The following is an 18,855-nucleotide window of genomic DNA, read 5'->3' as shown; positions in this document are numbered from 1 at the left end:
AATGCAAAATGGTAAAAATCGGTATCAATGGTTTTGGTCGTATTGGACGCTGCGCTCTGCGTATCGCTGTAAAGAACCCTGAAGTGGAAGTTGTGGCGGTCAATGCCCGTTCCGGCATCGATACCTATGCCCACCTGCTGAAATACGATTCCATCCACGGCACCTTTGATGAAGATGTGTCCGTTGATGGAGACGTAATGCATGTAGGGGACAAAGCCATCAAATTCACCCGGTACACTGATCCGAAGGAAATCCCCTGGGGCGATATGGGCGTGGATGTAGTGCTGGAAACCACCGGCAAATTCAAGACCCGTGAAACCGTACAGCCTCATCTGGACAACGGCGCCAAAAAGGTGCTGATCGCCTGCCCGGCCAAAGGGGAAGACATCACCATCGTCCTGGGCGTCAACGAAGACAAGTACGATCCCAAGAAAGACCACATCATCTCCAACGCATCCTGCACCACCAACTGCCTGGCTCCCTTCACCAAAGTGCTGGAAGACAACTTCGGCATTGAAAGCGGCATGATGACCACCGTCCATTCCTACACCAACGACCAGAAGATCCTGGATGCAGCCCACAAAGACCTGCGCCGTGCCCGTGCCGGTGCCTGCTCCATCATCCCCACCACCACCGGTGCCGCCAAAGCCATCGGTCTGGTACTGCCTGAACTGGAAGGCAAACTGAAAGGCATGGCCATCCGTGTCCCGACTCCGGATGTTTCCCTCACCGACCTGGTAGTGAACCTGAAGAAAGACACCACCAAAGAAGAAATCAACGAAGCCATGAAAGTGGCCTCTGAAACCACCATGAAAGGGATCCTGGGCTACAATGAACTGCCTCTGGTATCCAAAGACTACAGCGGCTGCCCTCTGAGCTCTATTGTGGATGGGCTGTCCACCATGATGGTGGGTCCCCGTGTGGCCAAAGTGGTTTCCTGGTACGACAATGAATGGGGTTATTCCAACCGTCTGGTGGAACTGGCTCTGTTCGTGGCCAAAAAGGGCCTGTAAGAGAAAGGCAGGGAGTACCGAGCCATGGAGAAAAGAACCGTCAAAGATATTCAGCTGACAGGGAAACGGGTGCTGGTCCGGGTGGACTACAACGTTCCCATGAATGACAAAGGGGAAATCACCGATGTTATCCGCATCGAGGCCTCTCTGCCCACCCTTCATTACCTGCTGGACCAGGGAGCCGCGGTGATCCTGATGGCTCACCTGGGCCGTCCCAAAGGCAAGGTGAACATGAAGTACACCCTGAAGCCGGTGGCGGAAGCCCTGAGCCAGCTGATCCACCGTCCGGTGCAGTTCTGCCCGGACTGCATCGGCAAGGAAGCCCAGGCTGCAGCCGCTCAGCTGCGGAATGGGGATATCCTGCTGCTGGAAAACCTCCGGTTCCATCCGGAAGAAGAAAAGAATGATCCTCATTTTGCCCAGGAACTGGCGGCTCTGGGGGATGTGTACGTGAACGACGGGTTCGGGGTTTCCCACCGGGCCCATGCTTCCGTGGAAGCCATTACCCACTACCTGCCTGCGGTGGCTGGTTTCCTGCTGGAAAAGGAAATCGCCTACCTGGGCAATGCAGTGGACAAACCCCAGCGTCCTTTTGCCGCCATTATCGGCGGGGCCAAAGTGGCGGACAAGATCGCCGTGATCCGCAGCCTGATCAAGAAAGCCGATGTGATCCTGATCGGCGGCGGCATGGCCAATACCTTCCTGGCTGCCAAAGGCTATGACCTGGGCAAATCCCTGGTGGAAAAGGAAAGCCTGGGGATCGCCAAGGACCTGCTGGCGGAAGCTGCTGCCCAGAAGACCAAAATGCTCCTGCCGGTGGACCTGATCATGGCCGCCAGCTTCTCCAATGACGCGGAACATGAAGCTGAAGACCTGGATGCCCTGAATCCGGAGTACATGGCCCTGGATATCGGCCCCAAGACGGCGGAACTGTATGCCCAGACCCTGGCCGGCATGAAGACCATTGTGTGGAACGGCCCCATGGGCGTCTTTGAAATGCCCAACTATGCAGAAGGGACCCGGCGGGTGGCGGAAGCCATGGCTGCTTCTGACGGCATCACCATCGTAGGCGGCGGCGACAGTGCTGCAGCTGTGAAACAGATGGGCCTGGCCGACAAGATGAGCCATGTATCCACCGGCGGCGGTGCCTCCCTGGAATACCTGGAAGGGAAAGTGCTGCCAGGCTTGGCGGCTCTGGATGATCTCCGGACTCCCATTGTGGCCGGCAACTGGAAATGCCATAAAACTGTGGAAGAAGCCATGGAACTGGCTCACCAGATCGCTCACGGCACGGAAATGGCCCGGGCGGAAGTGGTGCTGTTCCCGCCTTTCACTGCTCTGGAAAGCGTAGCAGCCATGGTGGATGAAGACGGCATCGGCTATGGTGCCCAGGACCTGTTCTATGAAGACGAAGGGTCCTACACCGGCGCCGTATCCGGCCCCATGATTGCGGAAATCGGTTCCCGGTACGTGCTGGTGGGCCACAGCGAACGGCGGAAGTTCTTCCACGAAACCAACGACATCGTGGTGAAGAAAGTCCTGGCTGCCTTCCGGAACGATCTGGACCCGGTGCTGTGCGTGGGAGAAGACGCGGACGAACATGAAAACGGCTCCACCAAAGACAAGATCCTGAGCCAGCTGACTCCGGTGCTGAATGTGCTCACCGACAGCCAGATCCAGCATCTGCTGGTTGCCTATGAACCGGTCTGGGCCATTGGCAGCGGCAAGAGTGCGGAAGTGCGGGATGCAGTGGCGGCTGCGGATCTGATCCGGAAAGCCATTGCAGAAAAATTCGGCAAAGAAGCAGCCCGCCGGGTGCGGATCCTTTACGGGGGCAGCGTGACCAGTGAAAACGCCCATGCCTTCCATGAAGACGGCATCGACGGGGTCCTGGTAGGCGGGGCCAGTCTGTCCGCCCAGGAATTCTGCGCCATTGCCAATACCTTCTGAGGCGCTTCATGAAAAAGAAACCTGTTATGCTGATGATCCTGGACGGGTGGGGAATCGCTCCTCCCAGTTCCACCAATGCGGTGACCCGCGCCAGGACTCCTCATCTTGATTTTTACTTCAACCGGTATCCCCACAGCCAGCTCCGGTGCTCCGGAGAGGCAGTGGGCCTGCCGGAAGGGCAGATGGGCAACTCGGAAGTGGGCCATCTGTCCATCGGCTCCGGCCGGATCATCTACCAGAGCCTGACCCGGATCAGCCGGGCGGTGAAGGACGGCAGTCTGGAAACCAACCCGGTGCTGGTAAAGGCCATGGAGGAAGCCCGGGACACCGGAAAGAAACTCCATCTCCTGGGGCTCCTCAGCGACGGCGGGGTCCACAGCCATATCGACCATCTCTTGGGTCTTCTGGCCATGGCCAAAAAGCTGGGGGTGGAAAAGGTCTGTATCCATGCCTTCCTGGATGGACGGGATACTCCGCCCCAGAGCGCCGGCCCCTTCCTGGACCAGGTGGAAAAAGCCTGCAGGGAGCTGGGGGTGGGACAGATTGCCACCGTATCCGGCCGGTATTATGCCATGGACCGGGACAAACGGTGGGAACGGATCCAGAAGGTCTACGACTGCATGAGCGGCGGAGAGGCCCAGGAAGCACCCAGTGCTGCAGAAGGACTGGAAGCCGCCTACGCTGCCGGCCAGACCGATGAATTCGTGGTGCCGTTCCGGGTATCCGGCGTGGAAGGGAATGTGGAAAAAGGCGATAGCCTGATTTTCTTCAACTTCCGTCCGGACCGGGCCCGGGAACTGACCCATGTCTTTACGGACAGGGAGTTCCAGGGATTTGCCCGGAAGGAAGACCAGCTGCCCGTCCATTTCGTCACCATGACGGAATATGAAAAGGGTATTGATGCGCCGGTGGCTTTCCCTCCGGAAGAGATCCGGGATACCCTGGCGGAAGTGGTGTCCCAGGCGGGACTCCATCAGCTCCACATTGCGGAAACGGAAAAATACGCCCATGTGACCTTCTTCTTGAATGGCGGACGGGAACAGCCCTTCCCCAACGAAGACCGGATCCTGGTGCCTTCTCCCAAAGTGGCCACCTATGACCTGCAGCCGGAGATGAGCGCCTACCTGGTGACGGAAAAACTCCAGGAAGCCCTGGACAAGGACCTGTACGACCTGGTGATCTTGAACTTCGCCAACCCGGATATGGTAGGCCATACCGGCTCCCTGGAGGCGGCAGTGAAGGCCCTGGAGGCCGTGGACGAATGTGTGGGCAGCCTGGTGGAAAAGGTGCTGAAAAAAGGCGGTGCCCTGTGCATCACCGCGGACCATGGGAACCTGGAAGAAATGGAAGACCCGGTGACCCATGAGCCTATGACGGCCCATACCACCAATCCGGTGCCTTTCCTGGTGGTGGGTGCTGAACCCGGGACCCAGGTGGAAGACGGAGGACTCTCCGATATCGCTCCCACCCTGCTGGACCTGCTGGATCTCCCCAAACCGGAAGCCATGACCGGCCATTCCCTGCTGGTACGCAAGTAAAAGGTAAATTCGTGGCCAGCAAAAGCTGGCTTCCATCGGCCATTGACCATTGACCAGCAAGGGAAATCATTTTCCCTTGCTGCCCAAAATAACGAGGTGAAAACAATGCCAATCATTGAAAATGTGTGCGCAAGAGAAATCCTGGATTCCCGGGGCAATCCCACGGTAGAAGTGGATGTGCTGCTGGATGACGGCACGGTAGGCCGTGCGGCTGTTCCTTCCGGTGCTTCCACCGGGGTCCACGAAGCCGTGGAACTGCGGGATGGGGACAAGGACCGTTTCGGAGGCAAAGGGGTCTCCAAGGCTGTGGACAATGTGAATGACACCATTGCCGACGCCATCATCGGTCTGGATCCCACCCGTCAGGTGGAAATCGACGAAGCCATGATCCGTCTGGACGGCACCCCCAACAAGGGCCGTCTGGGTGCCAACGCCATCCTGGGTGTATCCCTGGCTGTGGCCAAGGCTGCGGCTCTGTCCATCGGCCTGCCTCTGTACCAGTATCTGGGCGGGGTCAACGCCAAGGAACTGCCTGTTCCCATGATGAACATCCTGAACGGCGGTGCCCATGCGGACAACAACGTGGACATCCAGGAATTCATGATCATGCCCGTAGGGGCTGACAGCTTCGCCGAAGCCCTGCGGATCAACGCGGAAATCTACCAGGCCCTGAAGAAAGTCCTGAAGGGCAAAGGCCTGGCTACGGCCGTAGGGGATGAAGGGGGCTTTGCACCCAACCTGGAAAGCAACGAAGAAGCCCTCCAGGTGATTGTGGAAGCCATCGAAAAAGCCGGCTACAAACCCGGTGAACAGGTACGGCTGGCCGTCGATACTGCGGCCAGCGAACTGTTCGAAGACGGCAAGTACAACCTGAAAGGGGAAGGGGTCGTGAAGACTTCTGCCGAAATGGTGGAATGGTACGCTTCCCTGTGCGAAAAATACCCCATCGTTTCCATTGAAGACGGCCTGGCCGAAGATGACTGGGACGGCTGGAAACAGCTTACCGATGCCCTGGGCAAAAAAGTCCAGCTGGTTGGGGACGACCTGTTCGTCACCAATGTGGAACGGCTGAAGAAGGGTATTGAAATGGGCGTGGCCAACGCCATCCTGATCAAACTGAACCAGATCGGTACCCTCACCGAAACCCTGGATGCCATTGAAATGGCCAAACGGGCCGGTTATACCGCCATCGTCTCTCACCGGAGCGGTGAAACGGAAGACACCACCATTGCTGATGTGGTGGTGGGAACCAACGCCGGACAGATCAAATCCGGGGCACCCTGCCGGACCGACCGGGTGGCCAAGTACAACCAGCTGCTGCGGATCGAAGAAGATCTGGGAGCCGCCGCCCAGTACAACGGGATGGATGTGTTCTACAACATCAGATAAAAACGGTCAACGGTCAGCTGGCAACGGTCAGCGGCCGGATGGCAAAAAGGTGTGCTGCATGGAGCGTGCAGCACACCTTTTTTACGAAAGGAAAAACAATGATGGACAAACAAGCTGTTTCTGCGGCTTTTGACCGGTATGTCTCTCTTTTTGATCCGGATACTCCGGGGATTTTGAGCAAACAGCGCCATTCCCGGATTGTCTGCGGCCTGTGCGGCACCCTGGCCCGGGCGCTGGGGTGGTCCCGGGCGGACCAGGACCTGGCCTGGGTGCTGGGGCTGCTCCATGACATCGGCCGGTTCGAACAGGCCCGGCGGTTCCATACCTTCATCGACTACAAATCCATGGACCATGCCCGGTACGGGGTATGGTACCTGTTCGAACAGGGCCATATCCGGGACTTTCTGCCGGAACCGGAGCCGGAACGGGATAAAATCCTGGAGCTGGCCATCCTGTGGCACAACGCCTATGCCGTCCCTGGTGGGGTCACCGGCCGGGCCAGGGATTTTGCCCTTTTGATCCGGGATGCGGACAAGATCGACTTGTTCCGGGTTTACGCCGGGTACCTTGACCATCCGGAACAGGTGTGGCAGATGTCCCTGAAAGATCTGGGCCGACAGGAAATTTCCCCCAAAGTCCTGGCAGAAGCCCTGGAGAAAAAACTGGTCCACACAGAAGTGAAAAAGAATGCCCTGGACTTTTTCACCGGCTGTCTGTGCCAGATCTTTGATTTTACCTATGCCCCCAGCCTGGCCCTGGTCCGGCAGCAGGGCTATTACCAGAAACTGCTGGATTTCCAGCCGGGGAATCCTCAAAGTGCCCAGCAGCTGGACCGGGTAAAAGAAAAAATCCATGAGGTGATATGATTTCCAGCGGCTGCTGACCGTTGACAGCAGGCCCTCTTTTTCTTCATACAAATTCCATATTCCTATGATACAATAAGTATACAATAAACTCTGAAAAAGCCTTTGCAAAAGGAGGAATCACCTTGAACCAACCCATGGACAGCAGCTATGAAGCATGGCGTCCGGTGCTGGAGAAGGTGCTGGATCAACTGGTCCGGGACATTAAGGTCTACAACCAGAAAGAGAAGGACGAAACCGGCGAAAACGCCTATGAGCATCTGATCTACCGGGTGAAGAGTACCGCCAGCATGGAAGAAAAATGCCAGCGGAAAGGGCTGCCGGTGACGGCCAAAGCGGCTCTTCATGATATCCACGATGCCATCGGCCTGCGGATCGTCTGCCGGTTCCTCAGCGACATCGACCGGAATCTCCGGCTGATCCGGGCCATCCCCGGCTGCACCATCATCCAGGAAAAAGACTACATACACAATGTGAAACCCAACGGCTACCGGTCCTACCACCTGATCCTCCGGCTGGAGGAACCCTTCCCGGATGTGGAAGGAAACACCCCGGGAATCTTCTATGCAGAGGTCCAGCTCCGGACCATCGCCATGGATTCCTGGGCCAGCCTGGAACACGAAATGAAATACAAAAAAAACATCCGGAACCCGGAACTGATCGGACAGGAATTGAAGCGGTGTGCGGACGAACTGGCCGCCTGTGATCTGTCCATGGAAACCATCCGGAAACTGATCCGGCAAAACTGAACCCACTTGATCCAGGAAAGGAGATAACCCGTAGATGAAAATTTTGCTTGCAGAAGATGAAAAAGCCATGTCCATGGCCCTGTGCGCCGTGCTGGAACATTCCGGCTATGAAGTGGATCCGGTGTACGACGGACAGGCCGCCGTGGACAAAGCCCGGGAAACGGTGTATGATGCCATGATCTTCGACATTATGATGCCGGTGAAGGACGGGATCACAGCTCTGACGGAACTCCGGAAAGAAGGGGACCGGACCCCGGTGATCATGCTCACTGCCAAAGCGGAAGTGGACGACCGGATCACCGGCCTGGATGCAGGAGCCGACGACTACCTGACCAAACCCTTTGCCATGGGGGAACTGCTGGCCCGTCTCCGGAGCCTGACCCGGCGCCAGGAAGACTTCAACCGGGATACCCTCCAGGCCGGTACCGTGACCCTCAACTGTGCGGAAGGAGAGCTGTCCAGCAAGAGCAGCGTCCGGCTGTCCCCCAAGGAAACCCAGCTGATGAAGTACTTCATGCAGCACCCGGGGAAACCCTGCGAAACCCGGATGCTTTTTGACCGGATCTGGCAGGATGAGCAGCAGGAAGACCAGGGCATCGTATGGATCTATGTGTCCTACCTGCGGGAAAAGCTCAAGGCCATCGGGGGCAATCTCACCATCGACGGCCATCAGGACGGATCTTTTGTGCTCCAGACGCCGGCCCTGGCCAATTAAGGAGAATTTATCATGGATATGATCCATCGTCTGCGCCGGAAATTCCTGATCCTGGCCTTTGCTGCCGTGGTACTGATCCTGGCCGGGGCCCTGGGACTGATCAACGGCATTACCTATATGAAAATGCGGTCGGAAGTGAACACCCTCCTGACGGCCATTGTCCAGAACGATGGAATCATGCCCTCCCATCAGCCGGGTACCAGCACCGAAAGCTGGCTCAGTGATCCGGAATGGTACAATGAAACCCCGGAATTTGCCCATCAGACCCGGTATTTCAGCGTTATTATGGATGAAAGCGGAGAAATCCGCCGGCTGAATCTGTCCAACATCTCCGCCTTCAACGAACTCCAGGCCCTGGAAATTGCCCGTTCCCTGGCGGACAGCACCCAGAGCCAGGGACTGTTCAAGAACAAACGGGCCAGCTACTGCTACAGCGTAACCCCCCGGAATGACGGAGGCAAACTGGTGGTGGTCATGGACTGCACCCGGGATGTGGGGGCCGTGGATGCCTTTATGCGCTATTCCCTCCGGTTCGGCTTGGTCTGTGTGCTGCTGTACATGCTGGTGCTCATGTTCCTGAGCAATTACGCCATCCGGCCCTTTGTGGAAAACGTGGCCAGCCAGAAACGGTTCATTACCAACGCCGGCCATGAACTGAAGACCCCCATTGCCATTATTTCCGCCAACGCGGAAGCTCTGGAACTGATCAGCGGCAAAAGCCAGTGGACGGACAACATCCTGTTCCAGGTGAAGCGGGTGACCCGGCTGATCAACGAACTGATCATGCTGGCCAAAATGGGAGAAAAGAATGAGCGGGAACTGAAAAAGGAAACCATGGACATCAGCCACACATTTGCGGAAGTGGTCCAGTCCTTTGCTCCGGTGGTGGAAGGGGAGAAGAAAAAGCTGGTGACGGAGATCCAGCCGGACCTCCTGGCGGAAACCGACCCCAAGTATCTTTATGAAATCTTCACCATCCTCCTGGACAATGCGGCCAAATACTGTGACGACGGGGGAACCATCCGGGCCCGGCTGGAAACCCACGGGAAACAGGGGTTCCGGGCCCAGGTGTCCAACGACTACAAAAACGGGGTCGGAGTGGATTATTCCCACTTTTTTGAACGGTTCTACCGGGGAGACGAAAGCCACAACAGCAAAAAGGCCGGCTACGGCATCGGGCTTTCCATGGCAGAAGAGGCCACCCGGCTCCTGGGCGGGAAGATCCAGGTGGAATACAAGGATGGGGTCATTACCTTCGGGGTGACCTTTTAAGAAAAAAGGGAGGTCTTTTTCATGAAGGTGGCCATGCTGGGCACCGGCGCCATTGCTCCTGTGGCCCTGGCCGCCATGAATGCGGCAGTCGGCATAAGTGTGGAAGCCCTCTGGTGCCGGCAGCACAGCCGGCAGCGGGGAGAAACCCTGGCCCGGGACTATGGGATTCCCCGGGTATATACGGACTGCCGGGCTCTTTTCCGGGAAGCGGATGTGGATACGGCGTACATCGCTCTGGTGAACCCGGTCCATTTTGCTTATGCCCGGGAGGCCCTGCTGGCCGGAAAGAACGTAATCCTGGAAAAGCCCTTCTGCACCCGGTGGGCCCAGACCCGGGAACTGGCGGACCTGGCCCGGGGAAAAGGGCTTTTTCTCCTGGAAGCCATGCCCCTGTGGCACGGGGCCCTGTTCCGGAAGATCCGGGAGCTGGTACCGGCCCTGGGGCCCATCCGGCTGGTCCAGGGAAACTATTCCCAGTATTCCAGCCGGTATGACCGGTATCGTAAGGGGGAAGTGCTCCCTGCCTTCGACCCGGCACTGGCAGGAGGGGCCCTGTATGACCTGAACGTGTACAACATCGCCTGGACCGCCGGGCTCTGGGGCCTGCCGGAAAAGGTCCTGTATGCCCCCAACCGGGGGTGGAACGGCGTGGATACCTCCGGAGTGCTGCTCCTGGGATACCCCGGGTTCCAGGCATCCCTCTCCGCCGCCAAAGATTCTGACAGCCCCTCCGGGTTCCTGGTCCAGGGAGAAAAAGGCTGGCTGAAAGTGGAAGGGAAGCCCATCCACCCGGAAAAACTGGAGTGGACCCTGATTCAGGGCCCGGACCAGGACCAGTTCAGCACCGCCGCTGTGAAAAAAGCCCAGAACACAAAAACCTGGACCCCGCCGGAACGGGAAAACCGGATGGTGGAAGAGTTCGAGGATTTCACCCGGATCGTGGACGGGAAGAAGAAAGAAGAGGCAGAGAAATTTTTACAGATGACTCTCGCCGCCAGTAAAGTGCTGGAAAGAGCAGCTGGTCATACGATTTGACCGTCCCTGTGGATAGGAAATTTCCGAAAGTTGATGAACGAGTGCCCGACTCCAACGTTGTAGGGGCAGGCCAAAGGCCCCCCCTTCCCGGCCTGCACCTTTTCACCCTTTGTATGGCGGGCGGTCCTGCGGAGCCTTATCGAAAGGTCCGTTTAACCACTGTCCCTTAGTGTAAAGAAGCAGGGACGCCGCTGGAGTTATAGAGGCGGTCGGGCGATGGTCAAGGTGATCAGTGGCCTGAAGAACGCAGACCTGGAGCAGGCCCTGGCAGGAGATTTGTGCGTTATGCCGCTGAAAACCCGGAAAGAGTACCGGAATGCGGTGAGAGAAGTTCTGAAAAGCCGGTATTCGTCCCTCACCTAGATACCCATTCAGTGCAGAATTGCCAATTACGGTCCCAGCAGCAGCCCCATAGGACAGTTGGCAGCAGCACTGAACTGGTGATAAGGATGGTCCCAAAGTCCGCCCTGTGAGGGGCGGGGGACCGTGCGGAGCACGGTGGTGGGGGCATCGGCGACAGCCGATATTTTGCAGGACCGGCCGAAAACAAGGGAGTGTCTGGCAGAAGTAGAAATATGATGAATGCAGTATCCATTGCTGTCTCCTAGGTAGATAGTTTCCATACCACCGTCAAGGTATTCGGTCCTTTCAGAACCTCATGCCCCCACCACCGGGCAAGCCCGGTCCCCCGCCCCTGCAGGGCGGACTTGGCCTTCGGCTTTGCTGGTATTCTGTGCGGGTATACATCGATTTTTCGGGAGCTGGGAGGGCCTTCGCGGGTATATGGGTATAGAAGTTTTGCCCTCTGGGCGGTCGGGACGGGTTTGCCTGCGGCGAACCCCTACATCGTTGGGGTCAGAGACTCGTACATCTGGCGGGCGGCCGGGCCTGCCGCTCCTACGGTTGGTGCACCCAGCCACTTAACCACTATCCCCCGCTCCTTGACCATTTCCCCAACCAATGCTAAAATATAAGAATCTAACAATAAGGTATAAAACCCCGCATTCTTGCGGGGTTTTTCTTGTTGACGGCAGATAGACGGCAAAAATAATTTCAAAAAATATCGTTGACCGCTTTTGCCGCAGCCAACTGGATGTCTTTTGTGTTGTTGGCGTACGTGGTACTGACGGTCTGGATGGTATCGCCCAGCAGGTTGGCCACCAGGTTGATGTCACCGGTTTCATGGAGCATCAGTGTGGCGTAGGTATGCCGGAAAGCATGGAGGGAACGGCCAGGGTAATGCTTATGGATGTAGGAATTGATGTAGACCTGGATGGTGCGCAGCCGCTCGGGAGGGAATACCATACCGTCAATCCGGAACGGCTGGGAGTCCTTCCATTTGCGGAGCGCTGTCAGCACGTTCTTTGGCACTGGTATTGTCCGGTTGCTGTTCTTCGTCTTGCAGGGGGTCAGCCCGTAAGATGTGCGGCTGGTCCTGGCCCACTGCTTGCAGATTTTGAACGTTCCGGCCGCAAAGTTGACACAGTCCCACGTCAGCCCCCGGATCTCTCCGATTCTCATACCCGTCCGGCTGGCAATCAGCACCACGAGGTAATAGAGTGGATCCCGTCCATGCTTCTGGTAGTGATCCAGGATCTGGGCCACTTCCTCCCGGTTGAAGGCCCTGACTGTTTGTTCTCTCCTGTCCTGGACCTGGGGGACATCGAAAGCCGGGTTCGTCTTGATGATCTTGTATGTCATGGCATGGCGGAGTACACGGCCAACAGCTGCCAGGGAGAGGTTCTTCGTTTTGGCGGCAAAGGGCAGGCCATTGATTTCATTCATCAGCACCGGCGGTGTGATGTCCTTGATGGGCAGGTCCAATATGTTTGTCAGCCGTTTGACTCTGTCCTCATAAGCCAGGATAGAGCCATAGGTCAGCCGTCCTTGCATATCACGCTTGAAAATGGCCCAGAACTGGCGCAATGTGATGGCCTTTAGGGTTTTATCGAGCGTAACGCCAATCTCTTTCTGAGCGGCCTCCAGCAGCTCATCCTGGTGCTGCCTGGCTTCTCTTTGTGTTTTGAAGCCCTGCCGAGTCTTCTGCCGCCAGCGGCTGCCGACTTTGTAGGACAAAATCAAACAAACAGAGCCGTTCTTTTCACGGTAGCTGAAATGGTAATCCATAGGTCATACCTCCTTCTATGGATAGGGCAGGGGCTCCTGTGGTACAATATTACAGTAAGCCCCTTTGAGAGGGTGGTTTGCGTTTTCCCTGCTGGTATTTGCGGTACCAGCGGGGATTTTTATTTAATGTTTGAGTTGAAAAAGATTCATAATGGAGCCCCTTTTTGCAGGTGTTGGTAATATTTTGAAAACCGAGATTTTATATCAGTTGGCATTTTAGTAATTTGCGCATATCCATTAAACATTTCTTCATTACGATCTGATGAAATGATCACCAGAAATTCTTGAATAAATAGAGAACGCAAATAAGCATTATCCAGAAAACTGAGAATAGCAAGCATTACACCATATATTCCTTGAAAAGCATCTTTATCCGATTTCGTTACTTTTTTCTTTTCTCTTTGAACCAACGGGCTTTTCATTAAATCCCATAAGATTTCAGAAGGGATTTTGTATTTTCCAGTGATTCGTAGGCTTGTGAAATTTAGGTTATGAGCAACACAATTTCTGAACTCACGAATAGCGTTGAGAGATAAAGTGATGTAGTTGGATTTTTGATCATATTGTAAATTAGAATATGGGATAAGTGCATCAACAACTTGTCTTTTGACTGGGGAGTTCAACAAGCGAAAAAGATTTATAGAATTCCCCAAAGAAATATTTTTAAAAAGAATCCAGGCAGGTATATGATTATGATAACGAGAGTAGTATTTGCTAGGGTTTTTAATGTGATATGGATCAAGTGAATTATTGATTATATCCAAGGTCTCTTTAAAGGTCACGCCATTAGAACTTAACCTTGGTTCATAATGAGATGGATTCAAATAATTATTTTTGTCGACCCCGTATTTTTCAGATAGTACATAAGCGAAACGTGTTTTAAATAGTGTTTCAATCATTCCGCTATATTTTAAAATAAAAGCCTGAACCTTGTGGTCAAATAAGGAGAAAAGGTACAGGTATTCTATAGATATTCCTTGCTTGAAACAATCTTCTGAATCCATAAAATAAATTTTATAGCGGTTAATCAAATCATAATAGGAAATAGTATTCAAAGCATGAATGGCAAAGGCTTCATTTTTGATTATCAAGCCTCTCTCCTTTAGTAATAAAATTTGGTCATGATATGTTAAAAACGGCTTATCATACTTCATTATGTGTCTCCATTAAAAATAAAAGGACCCACTGCCCAATTAAGGGTAGTGGGTCCAGTGCCCAGCAAGAAACTGCTGAAAGCTTTTCACTACCCAAATTATAACACGGAATTAGAGAATGTCAAATATCATTCATTAGTTAATATCGCCAAGTCACCTTTTTTAATAGGAGACGCAGGCGGTAACTCACGGTGTGAAAGTTCATCTTCGTTTACATTCATGGGCCGCAGCAGTCTCATTGTGCGCTCAAATGCAGACAATGGATTAAGGGCATTCTCAGTTTTATAAATTACTTTTCTACAGATAGAAAATTTTTCATAAGGGACATCTATTTCAACAATTTCTTTCACTGCATCCAGTGTGCCATAATCAACACCATCAATGACTACAGGTTTACCCTTCTCAATAATTCGTAGAGTATTGCCTTTTTTTGCACCATCTTTCAATCCAAAATTTATCAGGAGTGAAGATTCGTCAATTACTTCCAATACTTTAAAACTTCTCATCTTCGTTCATCCTTTCAATCCACTTTGTCTCAAAGTGGAACCTGTTGTGGTATTTCTCATTATCAGCGAGGATTTTTCTTTCCCTCAGAACTTCCTTCTCAACTCCACCACCTTGCCGATGATCCGGATGGGGAGGTCCTGTATCTGCTCCCTGGTATAAAAATGGGGACTGTACACGCCGACGTTATGACCAATCAACGTCAGCCCGTCCGGCCCCTCTTTGACTTCCTTCACTGTGGCATCGTTGCCGTTGACCAGCACGATGGCGATTTCTCCGTTTTCCACCTCCGGCTGCTGCCTGACGATGACCACATCGCCCTCGTGGAGCGTCGGCTCCATACTTCGCCCCTTGACCTGCAAGGCGAAATAGGTTCCGCTTTTGGCCATCTGGGCCGGGATCTCTTCGTAGTCGATGATGTCGGTGATGGCCTCGATGGGGATGCCCGCCACCACACGGCCCAGTACGGGGATACGGACGCCACGGGCGGGCTGGGGGCCGTTAACCTTGGGCGGCGCATCATTTACAGTAACCTTTTGAGAACCGTCAATCATTGCAAACAAAGAGTCAAAGTCTGTTCCGGTGCAATCTGCAATTTTTCTGATGGTTTGTATAGTAGGAATGAAGGGCTTTCCTGTTGTCGGGTTTATTCCTTTTTCTAATATTGATATGTATGCTCTGCTTAACCCGCAAACATCACCAAAAGCCTGCATGGACATACCATGAGATTTCCTATATTGCTTAACCCACTCTCCTATAGTCATATTCAAAACCTCCTTATGTATATTCTACTATACATTTTTTACTGGAATATGTCAAATACAGTTGACAAAGATTAAAATATCTAGTACACTAGATGTAGCTTCAAGAAAGGGGGGAGCACAAATGGGAAACCGCTATAAAGGCCTTGAGATTCGAAAACAGCGTGGGCTGACTCAAGATGAACTGTGTGAAAGAGCTGGTCTGTCTCGACAGACTCTTTATGAATTGGAAAAAGGAATCAAGACGGATGTGAAAATGAGCACTTTGACCGCTTTGGCGAGTGCGCTAGAATGTTCTGTCTCTGATTTGTTTGCAGAGAATATCTAGTATACTAGATAAATTGAAAACAGGAGGCTCAACCATGCTAATCCAATTGGCAGACGGAAAGACCATTGAGCCCGGAAAGGGCAGGCGGAACTACGTGGACGCTGACGGAACCCTGTACACCGTATGGGTGAAATGGGTTGGCGGCCAGTGCATCTACCGGCCGCACAAGCGGGTGAATGGCAGCTACCGGGTGGTGCCGGATACCGAATGGCACCAGACCGAACAGGCGGCCCAGGCAGAGCTGGACATTGAGGCCAGCGTGCAGGGGTGGAAGGAAGAAGAAAAGTAGAAAGGAGGTCCGCCATGGAATCGCCGCTGATGAATGTGAAAGAAACGGCAGCGTATCTCCACGTTGGGAAATCCACCGTTTACAAGCTGGAAGCCGATGGGGTGCTGCACCGGGTCAACAGTGCGGGGCACATCCGGTTTTCCAGGGACGAAGTCGAAAAAACCGTCATGGACAAGGTCCACAACGGTTGGAAGAGCTCCCGGGAAAGGGAGCTGGAGCGGGAAATCGCCCGAAAGGATGCCACCATCCAGAACCTGAAAAGCCTGCTGTACAGGCTGGCGTCTGGGGTCATGGATGGGCTGGGAAAGGAAGGACTACTTGAACCAGAAAAACGATGAAACCTACCAGCTCCGATATGTGTGCTGGTATGGGCACATCTTCCACCGCTATGAGGACGCAGTGACAGCCCGGCAGTATAGCCGCTGGCACAGCGACTTTGACCGGATCGTCAAGGTCTGGGGCGGCTGGAAGATCGTGCCGATGGGAAAGGAGTGATGAAAATGGATGCGGAAATGATGGAGAACGTCCGGCAGAACGAAAAGTACTACCGGATGAAAGCAGAAGTATCCGCCAAACAGATTGGCGAAATCACGGGCCATTGTGAATCCTGGATCATCATGTTTGAACACGGGGTGATCAAGACCTTGGGCGAAAAGGATATCCAGAAGATTACAAAGGCCCTGGGCATCAGAATCAAAGACCTGTTGCAGCCTGCAGGCAGCCCCGTCCTCTCAGTTACGAAAGCAGAGCGCAGGAGAGGAATGAAGAACCTGGAAAAGATCCGGAAGCACAAGGGGCTGACGGTGCCGGAGCTCAACATCCGCGCCTGGGGCTGGGCAGAGGGCGGCTGCAGAGGGCAATCAATGGCTATGGGGAGTTTGGAATCAAGACATGGCTGCTTATCGCCGATGCCCTGAACATGGATCTGAAAGTGCTGATAGGGAGGGAATGAAGATGGAGCTGAACAAGATTTGCGCTGCGGCCGTCATCGTCCTGGGCGCACTCACTATGGCATGCCACGCCGGGCAGGCCGTCCAGGAGCGCCGGAACCCCCAGTACACGATGGTATCCCGCCGGGTGATGGCCGGGGAAACCCTTTGGGAAATCTGCAGCAAGGTTAACAGCAGCGAGGACATCCGGGCTATCATCGACCGGGTTCGCCTGGACAACGACATCAAAGACCCGGGAGCCCTGGAACCGGGTCAGATCATCACGATCAGGGTAAAAAAATAATGGCTACCAGCACTGCAATGCTGATAGCCAGGAGATGAAGTTGGAATCTTCCTCTCCAGTATATCAAGGAGGCTTGAAAATGTCAAAAATCAAAGGAACAACAATGATCCTGACGGTGGACCAGAGCAAAGACCATAATGCCTGGCTGGCCGCCAGAAGTAAAGGTATCGGCGGATCCGACGCCGGAACCATCATGGGGAGCGATCCCTGGAAGAGCCCTTACCAGCTGTGGCTGGAGAAGACGGGGCAGGTAGAACCGGAAGACATCAGTCAGAAGGATGCTGTCTACTGGGGCACCGTACTGGAGCCCCTGGTGGCTAAACGCTTCAGCGAGGTGACCGGGAAAAAGGTGGAACGTTGCGGCACGCTGCAGAACAACAAAGCGCCCTGGATGCTGGCCAACATCGACCGCCTGGTCCTGGGTGAGGGCGCAGGCCTTGAAATCAAGACCACCAACGCCTTCCGGTCCGCAGAGTGGGACGGCGATCAGCTGCCGGACAGCTATTACTGGCAGTGTCAGCACTACATGATGACCACCGGCCTGCCGCTGTGGTACATCGCCGTGTTGATCGGTGGCCAGGACTTCCGCTGGAAGGCAATCCCCCGCAACGAAGAGGACATCAAGGAACTTTTCCTCCGGGAAGAGGAATTCTGGAATGTGAACGTGCTGCAGCATGTGATGCCGGGTATCGACGGCAGCGACTGCACCCGTGATGCTCTTAAGGAACAGTATCCGGGTGGCGACCTGGAAGAACTTGAACTGACTGGTGATGCCGATCTCCTGCTATACGAACGCCAGGACTTAATGGAGCATTTGACCGATTACAAAGAGAAGCTGCAGTTCACCGACAACAAGTTGAAAGCCCTGCTGGGTAATCATGAACTGGCCACTACGCCGCAGGGCATCCGGATCACCTACAAGACCCAGGCCGGAAGGACAACCATCGACAGAAAGAAGCTGGAAAAGGAATGGCCGGACATCTACCAGCAGGTAGTCAAGATTGGGAAACCTACCCGGGTATTACGGTTCAGAGCACCGAAGGAGGATGACAGCAATGGCAACGACTAAAGGAGGACTGGCCAAGCGCCAGGCCGGAGTACAGACGAAAGTCCACAGCATCAAGGATTTAATCAGGAGCATGGAGCCGCAGATCAAAGCGGCTCTGCCCAGTATCCTGACCCCGGAGCGGTTCACCCGGATGGTGCTGACGGCCCTGAGCTCTAACCCGAAGCTGCAGGAATGCAGCCCCCAGAGCTTCCTGGGCGCCATGATGCAGGCTGCGCAGCTGGGCGTAGAGCCAAACACCCCGTTGGGCCAGGCCTACCTAATCCCTTACCGCAACCACGGCATCCTGGAATGCCAGTTCCAGCTGGGGTACAAGGGGCTCATTGATCTGGCCTACCGGTCCGGGTCCATCCGTGATATTTCCGCTCACGTGGTCTATAGTGGCGACGGCTTCGAGTTCGAGTACGGGTTCGAACCGAAACTGATCCACAAACCGGCCATGACGGACCGGGGGACGCCCATCGCCTACTATGCGGTCTACCATACCAAGGATGGCGGCGGGAACTTCGTGGTCATGAGCCAGGAGGACATCGAGAAACACCGGAACAAATTCTCCAAGGCTGCCGGTCAGGGCTTCAGCCCCTGGGGCACGAACTTCGAGGAGATGGCCAAGAAAACGGTGCTCAAGAAGCTGCTGAAATACGCACCGCTGAAGACCGAATTCGTCCGGGCGGTGGCCACGGATGAAACCGTGAAGAGTAATATCATGCCGGATATGGCCGACCAGCCCAACGAACTGGATTATGCCGAGGCTGCAGAGGTCCAGGAAGAACCGGTGGCAGCCATCGAGAACAAAGACAGCAGCATCCAGGCACCTGCCCTGGAGCTTCAGACCGAGGACGTCAAAGTCCCGCAGCAGTAACGAAACC

22 protein-coding genes are annotated in these 18,855 nt (G+C 54.6%); 18 read left to right on the top strand and 4 right to left on the bottom strand.

Features of this window, described 5'->3' with window-relative positions:
• Nucleotides 1-8 precede the first annotated feature (8 nt).
• From gap to FX155_RS07935, 10 genes are all read left to right on the top strand, one after another.
• Nucleotides 9-1,013 (top strand): type I glyceraldehyde-3-phosphate dehydrogenase, encoded by a 1,005-nt coding sequence (gap, locus tag FX155_RS07980; protein ID WP_154488357.1) that lies wholly within the window; start codon nt 9-11, stop codon nt 1,011-1,013.
• 24 nt (nt 1,014-1,037) lie between these two features.
• Nucleotides 1,038-2,963: a triose-phosphate isomerase gene (gene tpiA, locus FX155_RS07975; protein ID WP_154488356.1), complete on the top strand. Its 1,926-nt coding sequence runs from the start codon at nt 1,038-1,040 to the stop codon at nt 2,961-2,963.
• An 8-nt stretch (nt 2,964-2,971) separates the two neighbouring features.
• Complete coding sequence (gene gpmI, locus FX155_RS07970) at nt 2,972-4,501, top strand: 2,3-bisphosphoglycerate-independent phosphoglycerate mutase (protein ID WP_154488355.1); 1,530 nt, start codon at nt 2,972-2,974, stop codon at nt 4,499-4,501.
• A 105-nt stretch (nt 4,502-4,606) separates the two neighbouring features.
• Nucleotides 4,607-5,890, top strand: coding sequence for a phosphopyruvate hydratase (gene eno / locus FX155_RS07965; protein WP_154488354.1), 1,284 nt, complete (start codon nt 4,607-4,609; stop codon nt 5,888-5,890).
• A gap of 98 nt (nt 5,891-5,988) precedes the next feature.
• Nucleotides 5,989-6,756, top strand: coding sequence for an HD domain-containing protein (locus FX155_RS07960; RefSeq protein WP_195839637.1), 768 nt, complete (start codon nt 5,989-5,991; stop codon nt 6,754-6,756).
• Between the two features lie 134 nt (nt 6,757-6,890).
• Nucleotides 6,891-7,502: a GTP pyrophosphokinase gene (locus tag FX155_RS07955; protein ID WP_154488380.1), complete on the top strand. Its 612-nt coding sequence runs from the start codon at nt 6,891-6,893 to the stop codon at nt 7,500-7,502.
• Nucleotides 7,503-7,536: 34 nt separating this feature from the next.
• A complete protein-coding gene (locus FX155_RS07950) occupies nt 7,537-8,217 on the top strand; it encodes a response regulator transcription factor (RefSeq protein ID WP_154488352.1) in 681 nt (226 codons plus the stop codon).
• 12 nt (nt 8,218-8,229) lie between these two features.
• Entirely contained in the window at nt 8,230-9,489 is a 1,260-nt protein-coding gene (locus tag FX155_RS07945) for a sensor histidine kinase (protein WP_154488351.1), read from the top strand.
• Between the two features lie 21 nt (nt 9,490-9,510).
• On the top strand, nt 9,511-10,524 hold the full coding sequence (locus tag FX155_RS07940; protein ID WP_154488350.1) for a Gfo/Idh/MocA family protein: 1,014 nt from the start codon (nt 9,511-9,513) through the stop codon (nt 10,522-10,524).
• Between the two features lie 216 nt (nt 10,525-10,740).
• Nucleotides 10,741-10,887: a hypothetical protein gene (locus tag FX155_RS07935; protein ID WP_022486810.1), complete on the top strand. Its 147-nt coding sequence runs from the start codon at nt 10,741-10,743 to the stop codon at nt 10,885-10,887.
• A 690-nt stretch (nt 10,888-11,577) separates the two neighbouring features.
• On the opposite strand, the gene FX155_RS07930 is transcribed toward FX155_RS07935, so the two are convergent.
• The 4 genes from FX155_RS07930 to FX155_RS07915 form a co-directional block, all read right to left on the bottom strand.
• Nucleotides 11,578-12,651, bottom strand: a complete 1,074-nt coding sequence (locus FX155_RS07930) for a tyrosine-type recombinase/integrase (protein ID WP_154488349.1) — start codon at nt 12,649-12,651, stop codon at nt 11,578-11,580.
• A 146-nt stretch (nt 12,652-12,797) separates the two neighbouring features.
• Nucleotides 12,798-13,805: an Abi family protein gene (locus tag FX155_RS07925; protein WP_154488348.1), complete on the bottom strand. Its 1,008-nt coding sequence runs from the start codon at nt 13,803-13,805 to the stop codon at nt 12,798-12,800.
• Nucleotides 13,806-13,933: 128 nt separating this feature from the next.
• Nucleotides 13,934-14,311: a hypothetical protein gene (locus FX155_RS07920; protein WP_154488347.1), complete on the bottom strand. Its 378-nt coding sequence runs from the start codon at nt 14,309-14,311 to the stop codon at nt 13,934-13,936.
• Between the two features lie 84 nt (nt 14,312-14,395).
• The gene (locus FX155_RS07915) at nt 14,396-15,073 is read right to left on the bottom strand and encodes a helix-turn-helix domain-containing protein (RefSeq protein ID WP_154488346.1); all 678 of its coding nucleotides are present in this window, start codon (nt 15,071-15,073) and stop codon (nt 14,396-14,398) included.
• A 121-nt stretch (nt 15,074-15,194) separates the two neighbouring features.
• Here FX155_RS07915 and FX155_RS07910 point away from each other — a divergent pair, with 121 nt between their 5' ends.
• The 8 genes from FX155_RS07910 (at nt 15,195) to FX155_RS07875 (ending at nt 18,848) form a co-directional block, all read left to right on the top strand.
• Complete coding sequence (locus FX155_RS07910; RefSeq protein ID WP_154488345.1) at nt 15,195-15,398, top strand: helix-turn-helix transcriptional regulator; 204 nt, start codon at nt 15,195-15,197, stop codon at nt 15,396-15,398.
• Nucleotides 15,399-15,432: 34 nt separating this feature from the next.
• A complete protein-coding gene (locus FX155_RS07905) occupies nt 15,433-15,687 on the top strand; it encodes a hypothetical protein (RefSeq protein ID WP_154488344.1) in 255 nt (84 codons plus the stop codon).
• A gap of 14 nt (nt 15,688-15,701) precedes the next feature.
• On the top strand, nt 15,702-16,025 hold the full coding sequence (locus FX155_RS07900; protein WP_014128517.1) for a helix-turn-helix domain-containing protein: 324 nt from the start codon (nt 15,702-15,704) through the stop codon (nt 16,023-16,025).
• On the top strand, nt 16,006-16,182 hold the full coding sequence (locus FX155_RS07895; RefSeq protein ID WP_014128516.1) for a hypothetical protein: 177 nt from the start codon (nt 16,006-16,008) through the stop codon (nt 16,180-16,182). Before FX155_RS07900 ends, FX155_RS07895 begins: the two co-directional genes overlap by 20 nt.
• Nucleotides 16,183-16,187: 5 nt before the next feature.
• Nucleotides 16,188-16,604: an XRE family transcriptional regulator gene (locus FX155_RS07890; RefSeq protein WP_229778494.1), complete on the top strand. Its 417-nt coding sequence runs from the start codon at nt 16,188-16,190 to the stop codon at nt 16,602-16,604.
• Nucleotides 16,605-16,641: 37 nt separating this feature from the next.
• A complete protein-coding gene (locus FX155_RS07885; protein WP_229778493.1) occupies nt 16,642-16,920 on the top strand; it encodes a LysM peptidoglycan-binding domain-containing protein in 279 nt (92 codons plus the stop codon).
• A gap of 79 nt (nt 16,921-16,999) precedes the next feature.
• Nucleotides 17,000-17,989 carry a YqaJ viral recombinase family protein gene (locus tag FX155_RS07880; protein WP_154488342.1) on the top strand — a complete coding sequence of 330 codons (990 nt, stop codon included), beginning with the start codon at nt 17,000-17,002 and terminating at the stop codon, nt 17,987-17,989.
• Entirely contained in the window at nt 17,976-18,848 is an 873-nt protein-coding gene (locus FX155_RS07875; RefSeq protein ID WP_154488341.1) for a recombinase RecT, read from the top strand. Before FX155_RS07880 ends, FX155_RS07875 begins: the two co-directional genes overlap by 14 nt.
• The last annotated feature ends 7 nt before the right edge of the window (nt 18,849-18,855 follow it).

The sequence above is a fragment of the Acidaminococcus fermentans genome, assembly GCF_009696675.1.
Lineage (GTDB): Bacteria > Bacillota > Negativicutes > Acidaminococcales > Acidaminococcaceae > Acidaminococcus.
This window is presented reverse-complemented; position numbering and strand designations above follow the sequence as displayed.